19 protein-coding genes are annotated in these 20,269 nt (G+C 70.7%); 10 read left to right on the forward strand and 9 right to left on the reverse strand.

What is annotated here, in order from left to right; translation table 11 throughout:
* Positions 1-15 precede the first annotated feature (15 nt).
* The gene (locus ACWCRB_RS28950; protein WP_450998840.1) at positions 16-717 is read right to left on the reverse strand and encodes an SDR family oxidoreductase; all 702 of its coding nucleotides are present in this window, start codon (positions 715-717) and stop codon (positions 16-18) included.
* A 236-nt stretch (positions 718-953) separates the two neighbouring features.
* On the opposite strand from ACWCRB_RS28950, the gene ACWCRB_RS28955 reads away from it, so the two are divergent.
* Positions 954-1,931 (forward strand): NAD(P)-dependent alcohol dehydrogenase, encoded by a 978-nt coding sequence (locus tag ACWCRB_RS28955; protein ID WP_450998841.1) that lies wholly within the window; start codon positions 954-956, stop codon positions 1,929-1,931.
* Positions 1,932-1,968: 37 nt separating this feature from the next.
* On the opposite strand, the gene ACWCRB_RS28960 is transcribed toward ACWCRB_RS28955, so the two are convergent.
* The 7 genes from ACWCRB_RS28960 to ACWCRB_RS28990 form a co-directional block, all read right to left on the reverse strand.
* Positions 1,969-2,337, reverse strand: a complete 369-nt coding sequence (locus ACWCRB_RS28960; protein WP_235472850.1) for a cupin domain-containing protein — start codon at positions 2,335-2,337, stop codon at positions 1,969-1,971.
* A gap of 97 nt (positions 2,338-2,434) precedes the next feature.
* Complete coding sequence (locus ACWCRB_RS28965; protein WP_450998842.1) at positions 2,435-3,478, reverse strand: ComEC/Rec2 family competence protein; 1,044 nt, start codon at positions 3,476-3,478, stop codon at positions 2,435-2,437.
* Between the two features lie 127 nt (positions 3,479-3,605).
* Positions 3,606-4,271, reverse strand: a complete 666-nt coding sequence (locus ACWCRB_RS28970) for a response regulator (protein ID WP_450998843.1) — start codon at positions 4,269-4,271, stop codon at positions 3,606-3,608.
* Positions 4,268-5,509, reverse strand: a complete 1,242-nt coding sequence (locus ACWCRB_RS28975; protein WP_450998844.1) for a sensor histidine kinase — start codon at positions 5,507-5,509, stop codon at positions 4,268-4,270. Before ACWCRB_RS28975 ends, ACWCRB_RS28970 begins: the two co-directional genes overlap by 4 nt.
* Before the next feature lie 152 nt (positions 5,510-5,661).
* Positions 5,662-6,810 (reverse strand): ABC transporter substrate-binding protein, encoded by a 1,149-nt coding sequence (locus tag ACWCRB_RS28980; protein ID WP_450998845.1) that lies wholly within the window; start codon positions 6,808-6,810, stop codon positions 5,662-5,664.
* Between the two features lie 172 nt (positions 6,811-6,982).
* The gene (locus ACWCRB_RS28985; RefSeq protein WP_450998846.1) at positions 6,983-8,140 is read right to left on the reverse strand and encodes an alpha-hydroxy-acid oxidizing protein; all 1,158 of its coding nucleotides are present in this window, start codon (positions 8,138-8,140) and stop codon (positions 6,983-6,985) included.
* 37 nt (positions 8,141-8,177) lie between these two features.
* A complete protein-coding gene (locus tag ACWCRB_RS28990; RefSeq protein ID WP_369032759.1) occupies positions 8,178-8,771 on the reverse strand; it encodes a TetR/AcrR family transcriptional regulator in 594 nt (197 codons plus the stop codon).
* Positions 8,772-9,020: 249 nt separating this feature from the next.
* Here ACWCRB_RS28990 and ACWCRB_RS28995 point away from each other — a divergent pair, with 249 nt between their 5' ends.
* From ACWCRB_RS28995 to ACWCRB_RS29010, 4 genes are read left to right on the forward strand one after another with little or no spacing between them, the layout of a single operon-like run.
* The gene (locus ACWCRB_RS28995; RefSeq protein ID WP_450998847.1) at positions 9,021-9,995 is read left to right on the forward strand and encodes an SMP-30/gluconolactonase/LRE family protein; all 975 of its coding nucleotides are present in this window, start codon (positions 9,021-9,023) and stop codon (positions 9,993-9,995) included.
* Between the two features lie 42 nt (positions 9,996-10,037).
* Positions 10,038-10,898 carry an SDR family NAD(P)-dependent oxidoreductase gene (locus ACWCRB_RS29000; RefSeq protein ID WP_450998848.1) on the forward strand — a complete coding sequence of 287 codons (861 nt, stop codon included), beginning with the start codon at positions 10,038-10,040 and terminating at the stop codon, positions 10,896-10,898.
* Positions 10,898-12,130, forward strand: coding sequence for an amino acid deaminase/aldolase (locus tag ACWCRB_RS29005; protein ID WP_450998849.1), 1,233 nt, complete (start codon positions 10,898-10,900; stop codon positions 12,128-12,130). The genes ACWCRB_RS29000 and ACWCRB_RS29005 overlap by 1 nt, the downstream gene beginning before the upstream one ends.
* Positions 12,131-12,132: 2 nt before the next feature.
* Positions 12,133-12,909, forward strand: a complete 777-nt coding sequence (locus ACWCRB_RS29010) for an SDR family NAD(P)-dependent oxidoreductase (RefSeq protein WP_450998850.1) — start codon at positions 12,133-12,135, stop codon at positions 12,907-12,909.
* A 7-nt stretch (positions 12,910-12,916) separates the two neighbouring features.
* On the opposite strand, the gene ACWCRB_RS29015 is transcribed toward ACWCRB_RS29010, so the two are convergent.
* Positions 12,917-14,434, reverse strand: coding sequence for a carboxylesterase/lipase family protein (locus ACWCRB_RS29015; RefSeq protein WP_450998851.1), 1,518 nt, complete (start codon positions 14,432-14,434; stop codon positions 12,917-12,919).
* A 132-nt stretch (positions 14,435-14,566) separates the two neighbouring features.
* Here ACWCRB_RS29015 and ACWCRB_RS29020 point away from each other — a divergent pair, with 132 nt between their 5' ends.
* From ACWCRB_RS29020 to ACWCRB_RS29040, 5 genes are all read left to right on the forward strand, one after another.
* The gene (locus ACWCRB_RS29020) at positions 14,567-15,532 is read left to right on the forward strand and encodes a pirin family protein (protein WP_450998852.1); all 966 of its coding nucleotides are present in this window, start codon (positions 14,567-14,569) and stop codon (positions 15,530-15,532) included.
* A gap of 107 nt (positions 15,533-15,639) precedes the next feature.
* Positions 15,640-17,715: an ATP-binding protein gene (locus ACWCRB_RS29025; protein WP_450998853.1), complete on the forward strand. Its 2,076-nt coding sequence runs from the start codon at positions 15,640-15,642 to the stop codon at positions 17,713-17,715.
* Positions 17,716-17,855: 140 nt separating this feature from the next.
* Positions 17,856-19,211 carry a helix-turn-helix domain-containing protein gene (locus tag ACWCRB_RS29030; RefSeq protein ID WP_450998854.1) on the forward strand — a complete coding sequence of 452 codons (1,356 nt, stop codon included), beginning with the start codon at positions 17,856-17,858 and terminating at the stop codon, positions 19,209-19,211.
* 233 nt (positions 19,212-19,444) lie between these two features.
* The gene (locus tag ACWCRB_RS29035; protein ID WP_450998855.1) at positions 19,445-19,873 is read left to right on the forward strand and encodes a hypothetical protein; all 429 of its coding nucleotides are present in this window, start codon (positions 19,445-19,447) and stop codon (positions 19,871-19,873) included.
* A 110-nt stretch (positions 19,874-19,983) separates the two neighbouring features.
* Positions 19,984-20,269: MarR family winged helix-turn-helix transcriptional regulator (locus ACWCRB_RS29040; protein ID WP_450998856.1), on the forward strand; the 286-nt coding region annotated here is incomplete at its 3' end.

The raw sequence follows: 20,269 nt of genomic DNA on the forward strand, positions 1-20,269 counted from the left end.
GGGCAATCGGCGTGACTACGCGGTGAGTTGCGGGTAGAGCACTTCGACGCCCGCCGCGAGGCCCGCCTTCACCTGTCGGCTGAGGTCGTCGGCCAGCACCTCGAAGGCGCCGGACTCGATGCCGTCCAGGGCCTGTGCGGCGACGCCGTCGGGGGTCGACTTGAGGGCGTCGATACCGGCGGTCATGTCCGTGTCGACGTATCCGACGTGCAGACCCGTGACGTCGATGCCGCGCGGCTTCAGGTCGAGGCGCAGGGAGTTGGTCTGGGACCAGAAGGCGGCCTTGGAGGCGCTGTAGGAGCCCGCGAGGCCGATCCAGGACAGCACCGAGTGGACGTTGAGGATGTGGCCGCCGCCGTTGCGCTCGATGACCGGGACGAAGGCGCGGGTGACGAGGAGGGGGCCGTAGAAGTTGGTCTCGAACTCGCGGCGTACGTCGTCCACGGGCGAGTCCAGGAAGTTGGCGTTCACCGAGGCGCCCGCGTTGTTGATCAGGACGGTCACGTCCTGGGCCCGCTCGGCCGCCGCCGCGACGGACGCGGGGTCGCTCACCTCCAGGGCCAGCGGTACGGCGTCGGGGTGGGTGACGGTCCGGGGGGCGCGTGCCGTGGCGTACACCTTCTTCGCGCCCCGCTCGTAGAGCGCTTCGACCAGCGCCCGTCCGATACCGCGGCTGCCGCCGGTGACGAGGGCGACCGAGCCTTCGATGCGCGTCATGAGGTTCTCCTGGAGCGTGGGACAAGGGGCGGTGCGGGCAGAGCCCGCCCGAACCACCGAGGAAACCGATCGGTTTCCATCCGGCTCCTCCGAGAGTAAACCGATCGGTTTCTCAGGGCAAGTGTGGTCGGACCCCTACGGGTCGAATACGGCTTTTCCCGGATACCCGCGCCCATGAGGCTCCCCCTACGCTCGCGAGTAGCGGCAGATGCCGTGCGCGAGGGGGGACGGACAAGATGAAGGCAGTGACTCAGGACGCCTACGGCTCGGCGGACGTGCTGAAGGTGAGCGACATCGACAAGCCGGTGCCGACGGCCCGGCAGGTGCTGGTGCGGGTGCACGCCTCGTCGCTGAACGCGTACGACTGGCATTTCATGCACGGTGACCCAAAGCTGGCGCGCCTCGCGATGTTCGGGCCGACCAGGCCCAAGCTGAAGGTCCGGGGCCGGGACTTCGCCGGCCGGGTGGAGGCGGTCGGCAGCGAGGTCAAAGGCATCTCGCTCGGCGACGAGGTGTTCGGCGAGGCGGACGGGTCCTTCGCGGAGTACGTGTGCGCGGCCGAGGACTCGGTGGCCCGCAAACCCGCCGGCCTCACCTTCGAACAGGCCGCCGCGATCCCCCTGGCCGCGAACACCGCCCTCATCGGCCTGCGTGATCTGGCCCGGGTGGCGCCGGGCCAGACGTTGCTGATCAACGGCGCGTCGGGCGGCGTGGGCACGTTCGCCGTCCAGCTCGCCAAGGCGTACGGCGCGGAGGTGACCGCCGTGTGCCGGACGCGGAACGTGGAGATGGTCGCCTCACTCGGCGCGGACCACGTCATCGACTACACCCAGGAGAACTTCACCCTCGGCGACAAGCGCTACGACGTCGTGCTCGACCTGGTCGGCAACCACTCCCTGAGCGCGCTCCGGCGCGTCCTGACACCCACCGGGACGCTTCTGCTGTCGGGCGGCGGGGTGTACGAGGGCGGCAGCCTCGTGGGACCCATGGGGCTGTCCATCAAGCGGAGGCTGGTGGCGCCCTTCGTCCGTCAGCGGCTCCTCGAACTACCGGCGGTGGCGAGCCGGGAGAACCTCACGGCACTGTGCGAGTTGGCGGAGGCGGGGAAGATAGCCCCGGTCATCGACCGCACGTATGCGCTGAGCGAGGTTCCCGACGCGATGCGGTATCTCGTGAAGGAGCATGCGCGGGCGAAGGTCGTCATCACGGTCTGAGGCGATCCGGCGTCATCCCTGACAGGGATGGGCTCTGTCAGCTTCCTTCCGGTGCCTTCGCGTACTCCTGTGCCATGCCTCCCGCGAAGTCGTGGACGATGACCTGTTCGTCGCCGACGACCCACGCGTCGTGCCCGGCCGGACACACGAAGACATCGCCGGGTCCCACCTCGCTCTCGCCGCCGTCGTCCATGCGGATGTGCATCCGGCCCTGGAGGACATAGCCGTTGTGGTGGATCTCGCAGCTCTTCGTGCCCACGATGGGCCCGACGGACTCGGACCAGCGCCAGCCCGGTTCGAAGGTTCCGATGGCGAAGTCGAGCCCCGTGAGGTGTACGGCTTCGAGGTGTCCCCGGGGGAAATCGCGCCGCTCGTCAGGCTTCTCGACCGTCTTGATCTCCAGCATGTCGTGCCTCCCATCCCCCGTCATGGCTGTCGGACCCCCGCTCCCTTCCATCGTCCGCCTGTCAAGCCGGGGCCGCCATCCGAGCGATGTGCCGGTGTCAGAGTTCGAAGGTCACGAAGCCGTCGTCCGCGTCCGGCGCCGGTGCCGTCACGGTGTAGCCGAAGCGGTCCTTGAGGGAGGTGTCGTCCCAGGATGCGGCGCGGTCGCGGTAGTTGAAGACGATCTCCTTCCGTGCGCCGCCGCGCTGAAGGATCCGGGACATGGCGATGTCGTCGGGGTGGTGGTGCCGGGCGCCGCTCGTGGAGATCAGATAACGGTCGCAGTCGAGGAGGTCGAGGAGGTCAGTGGAGATGTTGTGCTTGCTGCCGTGGTGGGCGACCTTGAGGACGTCGACATGGAGCCGTCCGCCCGCCGCCTCGGCGCGGGGCCGCAGCGACTCGACAAGCCGGCGGTCGTCCGCGTCGCCGGTGAGGACGATCCGCCGGTCCTCGAACTCGAAGAGCAGCCCGATGCTGGAGACGTTCGTCGGCGAGGGGTCCCGCTTGAACGGCGTCGCGGCGAGCTGCTCCACGTCCACGGCGCCACCGAAGGGCTCGAAGCCGTCCACAGGGGGTGGCTCATCGGGGTCCCTGCCCGGGATCAGCCCGTGCTCGGCGCACACGTCCACCCACACCGGGGCCAGCCGCTCCAGTTGCCGGCGGTCGGGCGAGAGCACCTCCATCGTGGACCCGTCGTCGAACCACCCGATCCGCTGCCCGACCTCGGCACTGTGCCCGCCGAACGCGTCGTTCCAGGGCATGTTCTGCCCCAGCAGCGCGCTGGTGAGCCGCTCGCCGTCCTGTGCGCCGAACCCCTCGGCGTCGAGCAGGTGGTCGAAGCCGTTGAACCACACGTCCCCGAACTCCACCGACCGCTCCGGATCCTCCAGCAGGGCGAGGACACCGAGGACGTGGTCCTGGTCGACATGGGTGACGACGAGGACGTCGACCAGCCCGTCGAGTCCGGCGAGCACCGGTTTGATCAGCGGATACGTGCCCGCGCGTCCACCGTCGACAAGGATCCGATGGACGAACGTGTCGTCGCCGTACTCCAGGAGCAGGCAGTCGCCGTCCTCGCCGGGCATCATCGTGAACCGGATCATCGCGGCCTCCCGCAGTGAGACAGCGGCATTTCTCCTATTATATTTGTCAATGCCTCGTATGTCCTGGCATGCGTCAATGGACGTCAGGCCCGCCATGGCCAGGAGGAACAACAACTCCTCATCCAGGTCAGGTGAGTTCGAGTACTCCCCTGCGCACGGCCTCCGACACCGCCGCCGCCCTGTTGTCGACCTTGAGCTTGCGGTAGACGCGCACGAGGTGCGTCTTGACCGTGGCCTCGCTCAGGAACAGTGCCTCGGCGATGGCCCGGTTGCTACGCCCCTCGGCCATCAGCCGTACGACCTCGATCTCGCGCCCGCTCAACTCGTGTTCCGGGCTGACCACTTGGCCGACGAGTTCCCCGACGACCTCCGGTGCCAGCCCCAGCGCCCCGGCGGCGGCCCCGCGCACCGCGCGGAACAGTTCCTCGGGCGGCCCCGCCTTGAGGACATAGCCCCGGGCGCCCGCCTCCAACGCCCGTACGACATCGGCCCGTCCGGCATAGCTGGTCAGCATCACCACCGCCACGCCGGGCGCCTCGGCGGCGAGCCGGCGGATCGCCTCGATCCCGTCGATCCCGCCGCCCGGACTCCCGAACCGGAGGTCCATCAGCGCGACATCGGGAAGCATCCGGGCGACCAGAGAGACAGCCTCCTCACCACTGCCGGCCTCGGCGATCACATCGAGGTCCGGTTCGCCGTCGAGGAGCGCGCGCAGGCCGGCCCGTACGACGGCGTGGTCGTCCGCGATGACGACACGCAGCGGCCCGGTCGCGCCGGGCGGGTCCGCGGTCATCCGGCGGTCGCCGAGGGGACGGGCACGGCAGCGGGCTGCGGTCGGGGCCGCGCGGAGACCGTGGCCCGGATCCGGGTGCCCCGGCCGGGCTCGCCGCAGACGTCGAGGTCACCGCCGTACTCGCGCAGCCGCGCCCGGGCAGCGGGCAGTCCGAAGCCGCGGCCCGGGCCCTGCGAGGTGCGGGCGAAGACCTCGGCCGGGTCGAACCCGACGCCGTCGTCGCTGACTTCGAGGTCCACCCGGTCCGGCCGCCGGCTGAGGGTGACCTGCACGTTCACCGCGTGGGCGTGTTCCCGGACGTTGGCCAGCGTGCTCTGCGCGACGCGGAACAGAGTGGTGGCGGCGTGTTCGTCGAGGACGGGCTGGGGGTCGCCGACCGCCCGGAACCGTACCTGGGCCGCCGTCCCGTCGGCCTGGGAGCGGGCGCACAGGACGCTCAGCGCGCCTTCGAGGCCGGTCTCGGCGACGGTGGACGGGGTGAGGTCCCGGATCATGCGGCGGGTCTCGGTGAGGTTGGTGCCCAGGCCGTCGGCGACCGCGCGGACGCGGGTGCGGGCCACGTCGGGGCGGTCGTCCCAGTCGCGTTCGGCGGCCTGGAGCAGCATCAGCCCGCCGGCGAGTTCCTGGGCGAGGGTGTCGTGCAGATCGCGGGCGATCCGCGTCCGCTCGGCCAGCACGCCCGCCCGGCGCTGCTGCCGGGCGACGAGGTCACGCGTGCCGCGCAGCTCCTCGACGAGACGCCGGCGCTCCTCGGCGTCCCGCTGCTGGGCACGGTAGAGGGCGACGGTGCCCCACGCCGCCGCCACGGGCACCAGCACGATGTCCGGCACGAACCGGCCGCTGGCCTCGACCAGCGCCGTCACGAGGACGAGAGTGATCACGGCAAGGGCGACCATCGCGAACCGACGGCCGAGCACCCGCTGCGCCGCACACGCCAGCGGCAGGGCACACCACACATAGGCGGAGGTCAGCACGTCCGGGACGAGAAAGAGGAGCGTCCCCCACAGCAGGAGCAGCAGTGGAATCCAGGTGGCCCGCCCGACCGCCCCGAGCCGCTCCCACAGGACGAGTCCGCCCGCGTAGGTGAGCGCGAGCAGCCCGCTGGCGGTAGCGATGTACCAGCACAGCGAGCTGTTCAGCCGGGCGAGTTGCAGAAGCGCCGACGCGACGATGACGAAGAACGCCAGATGCGACACATGCTCCAACGTGGGCCGACTCCCGCGAACACGCTCGAGCACGGCAGATCCCCTTGACCGGACGGTTCCAATCGAACAGAACCCCGATCCTATCGACCGCCTGTATGCCCCGTGTGAGGAGCCGGGCGAGCTGATGATGAGGGGCGCGGGGAACTGCGCGACAAGCCCCCACCGGCCCGCGGCCAAGGAACCACCTACGCCCCGGGGTGCAACCCCAACCACCCGGGCGTCGGATCGCCCTTCACCTCACCGAAGTACAACGCAAACGTCTGCTTCCACCGCTCGATCCCCGCCCGGTCGGCCATGAAGCGAGGGAAGCCATCAAGATTCGCGTTCGGGTACGTCCAGATCGGCTTCAACCCACCCGCAGGCGCGACATCCGTCCGAACCGACCACCCGTTGAACGCGTTCTGCTGCTGAGCGACAGACAGCTGCCAGTTGAGATACAGCTTCGCCGCCGCGATGTTCCTGCCCTGCTTCAGGATCCCGGCCCGCTGGCCCCACGCCATGAACGGGTGCCCCTCGGCGACGGCCCACCGGGACGCCGCCGTGGACGGCGCCGTGAGCGAGCCCGAGCCGCCGACGCCGAGCGCCTTCTGCCCGCCGGAGACGGCCAGTCCGGGCGTGTGGCTGCCACGGGCGAACCGGACGTCCTGGGCGGCGAACCGGGCCGCCCAGTCCCAGCCGTAGTGGTCGACGTACAGCTTGAAGAGGTAGAGGACGGCGTCGTCGTCGTGCGGGTAGGACGACGCGATCTGCCCCTTCCACTTCGGGTCGATCAGGTCGAGCGGGGACTTCGGGACGTCGGCGCCGACCGCGGCGACGTTGTACGAGTAGCTGAAGCCGATCACCGCGATGGCGGTCCAGGCACCGTGCCGGTCCTTGAGGCCCTCGTACACCTTGGAGAAGCCCGCCGGCTTGTAGTGGAGCAGCCGGCCCTGCTCGTTCCAGCGGGTGAAGTCCTGGAGGGTCTGGAGCTGGACGACGTCCGGGACGAGGGTGTCGGTCGCGAACTGGTTGTCGACGCGGACGTCGTGGTACTTGCTGTAGTCCATGACGACCTTGAGGTCGATCTCCGGGAAGCGGGCGGCGAAGCCGGCCCGAATGCCGTTGCCCTGGCTGTCGACGTCGCCGCCCGCGTAGATGACGAGCTTGCCGCCCTCGGCGAGCGCCGCCCGGTACAGCTCGTCGAGCGTCCGGGTCTCCTCGGCGCCCGTGGCCGGGCGGGAACCGGTGGGCGAGGCCGCGGCGGCGGGGGTCCCGGTGGCACCGAGCGCGCCGACGCCGAGGGCCGCTCCGGCTCCGGTGGCGAGTACACGTCGTCTGCTGAGGAAGCTGGACACTCTGCGGGCCTCTCTGATGGGGGGGTTCTCCTGGGGGGTCTTCGGTTGGATCCTGACGCGAGCGAGAGGGTCTTCGCGTCGGCTGGACGGAGCGAGGTGGAGAGCGGCAGGTTGAATCCCCGTTCAACCGATCGGTTGAACGGGGTGGCCGGACGGGCGGGCGGTCGGACGGTCAGACGGCTTGGAGTGCCTCGGGTACGAGGTCCTTGAGGGACGGGTAGCCGTCCACGGCCATGATGAGGTCCGTCTCGGCGAGCAGGGCCCGCAGTACGTGGACGATGCCGTCCGTGCCGCCGAGGGCACAGCCGTAGGCGTACGGGCGGCCGATGCCGACCGCTGTCGCACCCAGGGCGAGGGCCTTGACGATGTCGGCGCCACTGCGGACGCCGGAGTCGAAGAGGACGGGCAGCTCGCCCGCGGCCTCGACGACGCCGGGCAGGACGTTGAGGGCGGGGAGGCCGCCGTTGGCCTGCCGGCCGCCGTGGGTGGAGCAGTAGAGGGCGTCCACTCCCGCGTCGCGGGCGCGGCGCGCGTCCTCGGGGTGACAGATGCCCTTGAGGATCAGGGGGAGGTCGGTCAGCGAGCGCAGCCAGTCCAGGTCGTCCCAGGTGAGGGGGTTGCCGAAGATCTGGGTCCAGTGGAGGATCGCGGCCTGCGGATCCTCCTCGGGCGGTCGGCCGAGCGCGGCCCGGAACGCCGGGTCGCCGGTGTAGTTGGCGAGGCAGTGGCCGCGCAGCTGGGGGAAGTTGGCCGTCGCGAGGTCCCTGGGACGCCAGCCGGTGATCCAGGTGTCGAGGGTGACGACGATGCCCCGGTACCCGGCGTGCTCGGCACGCTGGACGAGGCTCTCGGCGATGCTCCGGTCGGTCGGGGTGTAGAGCTGGAAGAAGCCGGGGGTGTCGCCGAGTTCGGCGGCCACGTCCTCCAGCGGGTCGACGGAGAACGTGGAGGCGACCATCGGCACTCCGGTGCGGGCGGCGGCGCGGGCCGTGGCCAGGTCGCCGTGTCCGTCCTGGGCGCACAGGCCGATGACGCCGATCGGGGCGAGGAACACCGGTGACGGGAGTGTCGTCCCGAACAGCTCGACGGTCAGGTCCCGTTGGGCGGCACCGACGAGCATGCGCGGGATCAGGCCCCAGCGGGCGAACGCCTCGACGTTGGCCCGCTGCGTGCGCTCGTCGCCGGCTCCCCCGGCGACGTAGGACCAGACGGACGGCGGGAGCGCGGCCCGGGCTCGTTCCTCCAGCTCGGCGAACTCCATGGGGAAGGTCGGCAGAACACCGCCCAGCCCGTTGAGGTAGATCTCGTTCTGGTAGTCGGCGAACGCCATGCGGACACCCTTTCCCTCAGGTCGAGCGGCCCACGGCTCAGGCGGCTCGCGGCCGGGCGTGCAGGAGGAGGTGATCGGCGAGCATCTCCAGCGCGGCCCGGCTGTCGTCGGTGTTGCGGTCGACGAGCCAGATCATGTTGAGGCCGTCGATCATCGACAGGACGTACCGCGCGAGCACCGGCACGGGTTCCGTCCACTCGATCCCCGCGTTGTCGGCGGCGAGTTCGAGCAGGGAGGCGAAGGCACGCAGGAAGATCTCGTACTGCTTCCCGGCGACGTCCTCGAAGCCGGAGTTGCGTAGCGCGTACTGCGTCAGCTCGTAACTGATCTGGTGTTCGCCGGGGTTGGCCTCGAAGCCCTTCCAGAACGCGTGCAGGCTGTCGAGGACGCTGTCGCGGATGTCCTTGTGCGGGGCGAACAGACCGCGGACCTCGGCGACGTACCGCTCGGTGAGGGTTTCCGTGACGAGTTCGAGCAGTTGGGCCCTGGATTCGAAGCAGTAGTGGAAGGCTCCGAGGGTCATGCCCGCCTCGGTGACCACCGCGCGGGTGGTCGCCTTGGCTACGCCGTCGCGCGCCATGACCCGGATCGCTGCTTCGAGAAGCTCCGCCCTCCGGTCGCTCGCCGCCATGCGGGGCACGCGTTCTCCTCTCCGCACGGGGTCTCACCTGTTGGTTCGGTCGTCAGGATAGCCAACCGGTCCATAAGAAGTAAGTCAGATGTCCAGGACGCTTGACTTACTTCTCTTGCTTGGGCCACCGTAGCGTGCGGGGGGACGGGCAGGTGGTTCGTTCACCCGCGGGCCGGTGGGGGCTGGTCGCGCAGTTCCCCGCGCCCCTATCGGGGGCGCGAGATCCGTTCAGCAGCCTCAGGAGGCAGGGTGCGACCGAGGACCACAGTGGTTCTGGACGGCTACGGCGTCCTGGAGTCGTTGCGCTGGCACGACGACGCCCTGTGGTTCTGTGATCTCGCCCATGGGACGGTGCACCGCTGGGACACCCGAGGTGAGCCGGAGACGGTGGTGGAGGTGCCCGGCCGGGCGGGCGGTCTGGGCTGGCTGCCCGACGGGCGGATGCTGGTCGTCTCCATGGACGGGCACTGTGTGTACCGGCGGGAGCCGGACGGCTCGCTGGTCGTGCACGCCGACCTGAAGGGCATCGCCGGGGGTCCCGTCAACGACATGTTCGTCGACCGGCTGGGCCGCGCCTACGTCGGCAACTTCGGCTTCGACTACCACGGCTTCGTCCGCCGGCAGCCCAATTCCATGCTGTACGTCCCACCGGGACCGCCCAGGACACCGATCGCCTGCCTCTCCCCCGAGGGTGAACTCCTGGGCCTGAGCGAGCCGTTGGTGTTCCCGAACGGCATGTTCCTCCTGGACGACGACTCCACTCTCCTCGTCGCCGAGACCCTCGCGATGCGCCTCACCGCCCTTCCCCTCCTGCCCGACGGCCGCCTGGGCCCGCCCCGCCCCTGGGCTCCCCTGATCCCCTCCGCCCTGTGGACGTCCCTCAACCACCCCGGGCTGCTGGGCCGGATCACCCGGCGGGTCTCCGCACTCCTCGACCACAGAGCGATCGCCGACCGCTCCGCCAGCCCCATCGCCCCGGATGGCATCGCACCCGGCCGGGACGGCACGGCCTGGGTCGCCAACGCGCTGCGCGGCGAGTGCGTCCGGGTCGGACCCGGCGGTGCGATCCTCGACCGCGTCGCCACCAGCCAACCCACCCTGAGCTGCCTGGTCGCCGGACCCGACGGCAACACCCTGTACGCGGCCACCACACCGACCGACGACCCGCAGCGCGCGGCCGGTCTGGGCGGGGCGCGGCTGGAGGCGTACACCTTGCCGTCCTGACCGTGCCTCTCGCCAACTTTCCCTCTTTTCCCGGGAGTTCCCATGCACGCACCTCGAACGGACGGCGCCCCGGCCGCACGCGTCGTGCTGATCACCGGCGCCGCGAGCGGCATCGGGGCGGCGACCGCGCGCGAGGCGGTGCGCCGGGGTCACCGGGTCGCGCTCGCCGACATCGACCTGGCCGGAGCGACTCGGATCGCCGACGAACTCGGGCCCGGCGCTCGCGCGTTCAAGCTGGACATCCGTGACGAGGCAGCGTGGGAAACGACGTTGGACGCCGTGGTGGACCAACTCGGCCCGGTGGACGTCCTGGTGAACAACGCGGGGATCATCCACACCGGCTACGCACGCCAGTTGGCGCCCGACCGGCACCGCCACATGGTGGAGGTGAACCTGCTCGGCCCGATCAACGGCATGCTGGCCGTCCTGCCCCGGATGCGCGCCAAGGGCCACGGGCACATCGTCACCGTGTGCAGCATGACGTCGTTCCTGCCGCTGCCCGGCTACACCACCTACGGCGCGACCAAGCACGGGCTGCGCGCCTTCCACCACAGCGTGGCCATCGAGGAACGGGACGGGCCCGTGACCTTCAGCATCGTCCATCCGCCCGGCACCCGAACCCCCATGCTGGAGCAGGAGATGGCCGATCCCAGCTCGGTCATCACCTTCGCCGAGAAGCCGCTCACCCCCGAGAAGGTCGGGTCGGTGATCGTCGACGCCATCGAGAAGAAGCCCGTCGAAGTCGTCCACCCCGCCATCGGTGGACGCGTACAGCGGGCCGCCGGTGTGTTCCCCCGGCTGATGCGCTTCGTGATCCCCAAAGTGGTGGCCATGGCCAAGCGGCGCAGCACGGGTCTCGTCCCGGCCCCGACAGCAGCATCCGAGCAAGGAGACACCGACTGATGACCCTCAACACCACTGCGCCCAGAGCCGGTTCGGCTCCCGCGACCGAGAGCCATTTCGACTCGCTGCGGGCGGCGACCGCCGGCCTCGAACCGCCCTTCGGCGTCATCGACCTGGACGCGTTCGACGCCAACGCCCGCGACCTGGAACGCCGTGCGGGCGGCAAGCCGATCCGGCTGGCCAGCAAGTCGCTGCGCTCCCGCGCCCTCATGCGGCGTGCCCTGGACCGCCCGGGATTCGCCGGCATCCTCGGCTTCACCCTGCCCGAAGCCCTGTGGCTGGCCGAGGAGTTCGACGACATCGTCGTCGGCTACCCCACCGCCGACCGCACGGCGCTGCGCCGACTCGCCGCCGACGAACGGCTCGCGTCCCGGATCACCCTGATGGTGGACTGCGTCGAGCATCTCGACCTGATCGACGCGGCGACCGGCCCCCGCGAGACCCGCATCCAGGTCTGCCTGGAACTGGACGCGGCCCTGCGTCTGGCGGGCGGCCGTGTCCATCTGGGGCCGCGCCGGTCCCCGGTGCACACCCCGCAGGAGGCACAGGCGTTCGCGCGCGAGGTCGCGTCCCGGCCGGGCTTCGAGCTGACGGGCATCATGGGGTACGAGGGTCAGGTCGCCGGTCTGGGCGACAACGTGCCCGGCAACGCGCTCAAGCGGGCCGTCGTACGGGCGATGCAGCGTTCCTCCGTCGAGGAGCTGAGCCACCGCCGGGAAGCCGCGGTCGCGGCCGTACGGGCCGTGACACCGCTGCGGTTCGTCAACGGCGGCGGCACGGGCAGCCTGGAGACGACGACCCGCGAGGACTCCGTCACCGAACTCGCGGCGGGCTCGGGCCTGTACGGTCCCGGCCTGTTCGACTTCTACCGCGCCTTCCGGCCCGTCCCGGCGGCCTACTTCGTGCTGCCCGTCGTACGCCGTCCCTCCTCCTCGGTCGCGACGCTGCTGGGCGGCGGCTGGATCGCGTCCGGGCCGCTCGGCAAGGACCGGCTGCCCACGCTGGCCTGGCCCTTGGGGCTGCGGGTCACCGCCACCGAGTCCTTCGGTGAGGTGCAGACCCCGCTGGTGGGCAAGGCGGCGAGCGTCCTGAACATCGGGGACCGGGTGTGGCTGCGGCACGCCAAGGCCGGTGAGCTGTGCGAGCGGATCGGCGATCTGCATCTGGTCAGCGACGGCGCGGTGGTCGACACCGTGCCCACCTACCGCGGCGAGGGACACCACTTCCTGTGACGGTGACCGCCACGACCATCACCGGCCGGACGGTCCTGATCGTCGGCGCCTCCTCGGGTATCGGCGCGGCGGTGGCCCGGCAGCTCGCCCCGGCGGGCAACCGGCTCGTCCTCACGGCCCGCCGCGCCCCCGAACTGGCCGCCGTGGCCCAGGAGGTACGGGCGGCAGGCAGCGCCTGCCTCGACCTCGCCGCCGACGCCCTGGACCCGGAGTCGGCGGCCGGGGTCGTGTCGGCCGCCGTCGCGGAGTTCGGCTCCGTCGACATCGCGCTGCTCAACGCGGGCCAGGGGCCGGACATGTCCATGGACCAGGTGAGCACGGCCGACGTCGCACGGATCATGGCGTTGAACTACGACGTCGTCGTCAACTATCTGGTCCCGCTGATCCGGCAGTTGGGCGAGCAGCCGGGCGGAGGTCTGATCGCCCACACCAACTCCCTCGCGGGGCTGATGGGCATCCCCCGCCAGGGCCCGTACTCGGCGGCGAAGGCGGCCGTACGCACCCTCCTCGACGCCGCGCGCGTCGAACTGGCGCCCAGGGGCATCCGGTTCACCTCGATCCACCCGGGCTTCGTGGGCACGGACCGGGTCGACGGGGACGGCCTGCCCAAGCCGTTCCAGGTCAGCCGGGAGCGCGCGGCCCGGTACGTCGTACGCGCCCTGGAACGGGAACCGGCGCAGGCCTGTTTCCCCTGGCAGACAGCGGCGTTGGTCCGCACGCTGCGTGCCCTGCCCGCGCCGGTCTCCGACCGGGTGCTGCGACTGCTCGCCGCCCGATAGGGCTGCGCTACTCCGCCGTCAGGGGCAGCGCGCCGAACGTGTGCCGCTCCCACAGGCGCCGGGATGCTTCCTCCGGGTAGGCGGTGACGGTCGGTTCGGTGTCGAGGAGCTGGACGAGGCGCCGTTCGGTGTCGTACGCGGGCCAGCCCGGGTCGCCCGTGGCGGCGAAGGAGGTCCAGGCGGAGCGGAGGCGGGCGGAGAGCGCCTCGGCCTCGGGCAGGGGCACGGGCCCCATCAGCATGCCGCCGAGGCCGCCGTTGACCTCGCCGCCGACCCCGAAGGTCAGGGGCACGTCCAGACCGTGACAGGCACCCAGGACGCCGCCGTTCGCGGGGGCGGCCCAGGTCAGCTCGTAGACGTGGGCCCGGCCGCCCGCGGCGACCTGCGCCTCCGCGAGGTGGATCACGGGCATCCGGAAGAGCCAGTCGGACTGCACGAGTTCGAACAGGTACTCCGCCGAGGCGTCCGGGAACGCGGCGCGGTAGGCCTGCTCGGGGTCGGTGCCGGGGCCGAACAGACGCAGGACGGTCGCCGCCAGTTCGTCGTCCACCCGGCCGAACAGCCCGCCGAGCATCAGGAAGAGGCGGTACTCGTCCCGGGTGTGTCCGAGGATCATCTCCACGTCCCGCGCGGCACCGCCCGCCAGGGCCTCGAACGGGGTGGTCGCCAGGACCTCGCCGTCGACCACGGGCGAGAACGGGGTCGGGGTGAGGGCGACCGCGCCCCACCTCGGCACGTACTCGCGCATCCGGGCGCTCAGGATGGCACCGGCCTCAGGCAGCTTGCGCGGGTCCACGCCGGACAGGTCGTCCACGGTCGGGCGCAGCCCGAGTTCACCGGCGAGTGTCTCGGCGATGTCCCCGGCCAGCGCGTCCGAGAAGTACGTGCCGGGCACGCTCTGCAGGATCGCCCGCCGGAACAGTCCGCGCGCCCGCTCCATGCCGAGCAGCGCGGCGATGGAACCGGCGCCGGCCGACTCCCCGAAGACGGTGACCCGGTCGGGGTCGCCGCCGAACGCCGCGATGTTCTCTCGTACCCACTCCAGGGCGGCCACCTGGTCGAGCAGTCCCCGGTTGGCCGGGGCGCCCTCGATCCGGGCGAACCCCTCGATGCCGACCCGGTAGTTGAGGGTGACCACGACGGTCCCGCCCTCGCGGGAGAGGCGGTTGCCGTCGTAGTTCGGGTCGTCGGCGGAGCCGAACTTGTAGGCGCCGCCGTAGATCCACACCAGCACCGGGCGGCGCGCCGCCGGGTCCGCGTCGGGCGTCCAGACGTTGACGGTCAGCCAGTCGTCCCCGGCGGACGGGACCTCGGGGCCCATCATCTCCTGCGGCGGCGGAGGCCCGAACGTGAACGCCTCCCGTACCCCGTCCCAGTGCTCGGCCGGCCGCGGCGCCGCGAACCGCAGCTCCCCGACCGGCGGCTGCGCGAACGGAATTCCCCGGAACACCGCGAGGCCGCCCTCACGACGCCCACGGACCGCGCCCGCTTCCGTGCTGACCTCGGGAAACTCGGCTGCGCTCATCGACAGACCCCTCACGCCGCAGTGAATGGTTCTTCACTATACGAACCGCGATGTCAAAGGGGGACCAAGGCTTCCGATTTTCTCGCCTCCGCGAGATGAGGACAGGCCCGCTCCCCCACTAGGTTGTGCGCCATGAGCAACCTTGACCGCGCGCCCGTACCCAGCGTCTGTGGCGGCCGTGGATTCGTCGTCGCCGAACCCGTACGTGAACTGCTGAGCCCCCGAGTCGTGAAACTCGGCGAGAGCACCGAGGTACGCCGGCTGCTGCCCAACCTCGGCCGGCGCATGATCGCCGCGTGGGCCTTCGTCGACCACTACGGGCCGGACGACATCGCCGACGAGCCCGGTATGCAGGTGCCGCCGCACCCGCACATGGGCCTGCAGACGGTGAGCTGGCTGCACGAGGGCGAGGTGCTGCACCGCGACTCGACCGGCAGCCTCCAGACGATCCGCCCGCGCGAGCTGGGCCTCATGACCTCCGGCCGGGCGATCAGCCACTCCGAGGAGAGCCCCAAGTCCCACGCACGCTTCCTGCACGGCGCACAGCTGTGGGTCGCCCTCCCGGACGAACACCGCCACACCGACCCCCACTTCGAACACCACGCCGACCTGCCCACGGTCACGGCACCCGGGGTGACGGCGACCGTGATCCTCGGCGCCCTCGACGGCTCGACCTCGCCCGGCACGACGTACACCCCGATCGTCGGCGCCGACCTGACCCTCGCGGACGGCGCGGACGTACGCCTGCCGCTCGTGCCCGACTTCGAGTACGGGGTGCTGGCGATGTCCGGCGAGGTGCACGTGGACGGGGTGCCGGTACTGCCGGGCTCGATGCTCTACCTCGGCTGCGGCCGCACCGAACTCCCGCTGCGCGCCGCGTCCGACGCGAGCGTGATGCTCCTGGGCGGTGAGCCGTTCGAGGAGGAGCTGATCATGTGGTGGAACTTCATCGGGCGGTCGCAGGAGGAGATCGAGGAGGCCCGGAGGGGCTGGATGGAGGGGTCCCGCTTCGGTGAGGTGAAGGGCTACGACGGGGGGCTGCTGCCTGCTCCGGAACTCCCGCCGGTAGCGCTGAAACCGCGGGGAAGGGTGCGCTGAACCGGCGGTGAGGCGCCGGATCGCAGGCGTACGACACATGCCTGCCCGGCGCCCGGCCGGCAGCGGGGCGCCCACCGGCGAGTTACGCGATCACAGAGGGAGAGGGCGTGGGGGTGCGTCAAGGCCGTGCGCTGGGGGATGTGCTGGAAGCCGCACGGGACCGGGCGTTCGTCGGCAGGGCAGGGGAACTCGCCCTGTTCCGGGGTGCGTTGACGGGCGCCCCTGGCGCATGCCGGGTCCACTATCTGCACGGCCCCGGAGGCATCGGCAAGTCGACGCTTCTTCGGCGGTTCGCGCGTGAGGCCCGCCGGGCAGGGCGTCCGGTCGTGGAGGTGGACGGCCGGACGGTCGTCCCGACACCTCAGGGTTTCGCCGCGGCCGTCGGGGAGGCGGTCGGGGAACCGGGGGTGGTGCTCCTGGTGGACACCTTCGAACGCTGCCAGGGCCTGGAGAGCTGGCTGTGCGAGCAGTTCCTGCTCGGGCTGCCTGCGGACGGGGTGGTGGTGATCGCCGGACGCCGGACGCCGGATGTCCGCTGGACGTCCGACCCGGGGTGGGCGGACCTGCTGCGGGTCACCTCTCTGCGGAACCTGACCCCCGACGATGCCGCACGGTTGCTGCACGTCCGTGGACTGAAGCCGGAGGCCCACCGGGCAGTGCTGTCCTTCACGGGCGGCAACCCCCTGGCCCTGACGCTGGCGGCGGCCGTGGCCGTCAGGGAGGAGGGAGCCAGGTCCGGCTGGAAGCCGAGCCAGGACGTGATCGCCACCCTGCTGACCGAGCTGCTGGGCGACATTCCCAGCGCGGCACACCGCAGGGCCCTGGAGATCTGCGCCCATTCCCATGTCACCTCGGAGACGCTGCTCCGCGCCCTGATGGGTGCGGAGGGACCCGAGTTGTTCGCCTGGCTGCGCGAACAGCCCTTCATCGAGCCGACGGGTGCCGGTCTCTTTCCGCACGACGTGGTCCGCGAGGCACTCGAGGCCGATCTGCGCTGGCGTGACCCCGACGGCTTCGCCGACATGCACAGAACCGTTCACCAGCACCTCGTCGAGCGCGTCCGCACCGCACCGGAGGAGCAGATGCTCTCGGCCACCGGCGCCCTCCTCTACCTCTACCGCAGGGAGGCCTCGGCGAACTTCCGCAAGTGGCGCGAAGGCGGGCATGTCGAGGACGAGCCGTACACGGAGGCCGCCCGGGGACGCGTGCTGGAGCTGGTCGAAAGCGCCGAGGGCGAAGCATCCGCGGCCATCTGCCGGTTCTGGCTCGACCGGCAGCCCGAAGGGTTTCGCGTCTACCGCTCCACACAGACCGGCGAGATCGTCGCGTTCTTCGCATGGCTGCGCCTGCGGGAGCCGCTGGACACCGGGGCCGACCCGGTGGTCGACGCGGCCTGGGCGCATGCCCGGTCCACCGCGCCGCTGAGGCCCGGCGAGCACATGGCGCTGGCGCGTTTCTCCGTGCACCCGCCGCGCTACCAGCGCACCTCGGCGCCGATGGACCTGATGCACTGGCGTGCCCTGGGTGAGATCTTCCGGGCCGACCGACTGGCCTGGACGTTTGTCGTCATGCGCGACAACGGGTACTGGGACGACTACCTGAGCCACTTCGCCATGCCGCCCGCCGCGCGACGGCCCGGCGTCGGGCAGCACACCTATGCGCTGTTCGGCCACGACTGGCGGGCCCAGCCTGTCGGCTCTTGGCTGGCGGCCAGGTCGAACGCGACCCTGTCCGACGATCCGGGAGCCAGGACACCGCACCGCACGCGGGAACACGAGGAACTGGTGGTGCTGTCCAGACCGGAGTTCGACACCGCGGTCCGCGACACGCTGCGCACCCTCCGGCGTCCGGACGTGCTGGCCGACAACCCGCTCAACCGCAGCCGCCTGGTCAGCGAGAGCGGAACGACCCTCACCGAACTCCTCGCCTCCGCCATCGAGGCTCTCCGGGAAGGGCGTTCCGGCGAGAAGCACCACCGTGCCCTCACCACCACCTACCTCACGGGAACCCCGACCCAGGAGGCCGCCGCCGAACGTCTCGGACTGCCGTTCAGCACCTACCGCAGACATCTCACGAGCGGGATCGACCGCCTCACCGACGTCCTGTGGCGCAGCGAGCTGAACGGAACCAGGATCACCGAGGCGGGCCAGGCTCAAGCGACCGACAGAACGGACCGCGGCTGAGCAGCGAAGTGACCTGGGAAGTGAGCAGTCCCCGCCCGCATGCTTCCCGCAGCATGCGGTCCTCTCGCACGGGACATGAGACAGCGGGGTAATTCAACGTGCCAACGATCAGAACAAGCCGGTCGCGCAATGAAGCACCGGTGAACAGAGGTGTCGGAGACCTGGTTCGCGCACAGCGACGGCGTTCCGGGATGTCGCAGGAGGACCTGGCCGAGAACTCCGGCATCAGCGTTCGCACCATCCGGGAGATCGAGAGCGGTCGTATCAGCGCGCCGCGACCTGCCACAGGACGCTTTCTGGCCGACGCGTTCGGACTGTCCGGACAGAATCGGGCCCAGTTCCTGGTCACGGCCGCCGGCCGCGATCCCTTACGGGCGTCGCCCGACGCGTCGGGCGCCCCGGACCGGCCGGCCTTGCCGAACCCACCCGCCCAACTCCCGGCCGCGTCGGCCGGATTCGCCGGTCGGGTACGCCAACTGGAGTGCCTGACCGAGACGCTTCGCAGCGGAGTGTCGTCGAACGCGCTCGTGATCGCGACGGTGTCGGGCCCCGCGGGCGTGGGCAAGACCGCCCTCGCGGTGGAGTGGGCACACAGGTCGGCCGGTCTTCTGCCGGACGGGCAGTTGTACGTCGACCTGCGTGGCTTCGCTCCTTCCGGTGCTGCCGTCGATCCTCTTGATGTCATCCGCAGCTTCCTCGGTGCCCTCGGCGCCGACCCGGCGCGCGTGCCCGCCGACCCTGCCGGACTCGTGGCTCTCTACCGCAGCGTGATGGCGGGACGACGCATGCTGGTGGTACTGGACAACGCACGCGACGCGACACAGGTCCGCCCGCTGCTGCCGGGCGCCGGCGCCAGCATGGTCGTGGTGACGAGCCGGAACCGACTGACCGGACTGGTCGCTGTAGAAGGCGCTCGCCCCGTCGTGCTGGACACACTTTCCCGTGACGAAGGCCGACAGCTTCTGGAAGCCCGGCTGGGCGGAGCCCGGACAGGGGCGGAGCCGGGAGCAGTCGACGATCTCGTCGAGTGGTGCGCCGGACTTCCCCTCGCGCTGACCGCCGTAGCGGCGCGTGCCGCGGTGCACTCGTCCTTCCCGCTGACGGCGCTGGTGAGCGAGCTGCGACACACCGACACTCGCCTCGATCCGCTGGGGGCCGCCGACGGCGCAGCCGACCTGCGGGCCGTCTTCTCGTGGTCCTACCGTCAACTCAGCCCACCGGGGCAGAGACTCTTCCGCCTGATCGGTCTTCACCCAGGCCCCCACCTGTCCCTCCCGGCCATGGCGAGCCTCGCCGATATGAGTCCTGACCACGTAAGGCCGTTGATCACCGAGCTGGCCGACTCGCACCACGTGACCGAGGTTCGGCCAGGCAGGTTCGCCCAGCACGACCTGCTCCGGGCCTACGCCGCGGAACTCTGCGGCCATACCGAGTCCCGTACGGATCGCGAGACCGCGATCCGACGTCTGCTGGACCACCTGAACAGACGTCACTGAATTCCCGGCGCCCGAGAGGCCACCCGCAAGTGCCGGTCAACTGCCGGGTTACCTCCTGTTTCCGTATGCCGTCCCGCAGGAAAGTGGAGGCAGGTCGGTTCCACCGAGGAACAGACGGTGCCCCCGGAAATCCGGGGCACTGGACAAGGGAGAGCATTGTGCGAAATCCGCTGCACAGACGGCTGGTCACATGGCTGACGACCGTGGCCGCGTCCGCGGCCACACTGGTCGGAGTGTCCGGCACGCCCGCCCAGGCGGTGGTGTGGAGCGAGCCGGGATACCTGAGGACTCAGACCGACCGTTGCCTCCAGGCGGTCACCAACGGGGTCCAGACGGCACCGTGCAGTCAGATCAACAATCGCGCTTCCTTCAAATGGCGAATGGAGATCGACGGAAAACACCCTGGTCTCGTCCGGTTCCTTCTGGAGGGCTCGGGTGTCTGCCTCGACAGCAACAACGTGGCGGTTTATCACACGCCGTGCGAAGCCGAATGGATCGGGCAGTACTGGCATCTGTCGAACACGGCGAGCACATTCCTGTGGGGCAACAACAGCTCCAGATTCATGACCGGCTGGGACGCCGGCAATGTCTCCATGGAGCCCCGCGGAGCGGACCAGTCCGCCATGATCTTCAAGCAGGTCTGGCGGTTCGACCCCGTGTAACCCCTGCGGCAAGGGTGTCGGGCGGCGAGGTCGGGGGCCGTGCTCCGGTGGGATTCTCACAGCCATGGACATAGTAGTCATGGACATAGTAGCCATGTACTGTATCCGGCATGAGTAAGACATCCGAGGGCGCGACCCCCGGCTACCTGGTCTGGCGGCTGTCGACGAAGTGGCGCGTGGCCGTCGACCGGGCGGTCGCGCCTCTCGGGCTGACCCATGCGCAGTACTCGCTCGTCGCCTCGCTGTACGGCATGCGGCGCGCCGGTCTGCGCCCCAGTCAGCGGCGGCTCGCCGACCACACCGGCCTCGAACCGCTGTACGTGTCGAAGCTCGCGCGCGCCCTGGAGACCGCCGGCCTGCTCGAACGCGCGCGGGACCCGCAGGACCCGCGCGCGG

This window comes from Streptomyces sp. NPDC002156 (genome assembly GCF_053593675.1).

Bases quoted from the DNA above. Each gene is read 5' to 3' on its own strand.
- ACWCRB_RS29015 (WP_450998851.1), bottom strand. From the start codon at position 14,434: ATGAGCGCAGCCGAGTTTCCCGAGGTCAGCACGGAAGCGGGCGCGGTC.
- ACWCRB_RS28965 (WP_450998842.1), bottom strand. From the start codon at position 3,478: ATGATCCGGTTCACGATGATGCCCGGCGAGGACGGCGACTGCCTGCTC.
- ACWCRB_RS28990 (WP_369032759.1), bottom strand. From the start codon at position 8,771: ATGGCGGCGAGCGACCGGAGGGCGGAGCTTCTCGAAGCAGCGATCCGG.
- ACWCRB_RS29020 (WP_450998852.1), top strand. From the start codon at position 14,567: ATGAGCAACCTTGACCGCGCGCCCGTACCCAGCGTCTGTGGCGGCCGT.
- ACWCRB_RS28960 (WP_235472850.1), bottom strand. From the start codon at position 2,337: ATGCTGGAGATCAAGACGGTCGAGAAGCCTGACGAGCGGCGCGATTTC.
- ACWCRB_RS28985 (WP_450998846.1), bottom strand. From the start codon at position 8,140: ATGGCGTTCGCCGACTACCAGAACGAGATCTACCTCAACGGGCTGGGC.
- ACWCRB_RS28955 (WP_450998841.1), top strand. From the start codon at position 954: ATGAAGGCAGTGACTCAGGACGCCTACGGCTCGGCGGACGTGCTGAAG.
- ACWCRB_RS29005 (WP_450998849.1), top strand. From the start codon at position 10,898: ATGACCCTCAACACCACTGCGCCCAGAGCCGGTTCGGCTCCCGCGACC.
- ACWCRB_RS28970 (WP_450998843.1), bottom strand. From the start codon at position 4,271: ATGACCGCGGACCCGCCCGGCGCGACCGGGCCGCTGCGTGTCGTCATC.
- ACWCRB_RS28950 (WP_450998840.1), bottom strand. From the start codon at position 717: ATGACGCGCATCGAAGGCTCGGTCGCCCTCGTCACCGGCGGCAGCCGC.
- ACWCRB_RS29000 (WP_450998848.1), top strand. From the start codon at position 10,038: ATGCACGCACCTCGAACGGACGGCGCCCCGGCCGCACGCGTCGTGCTG.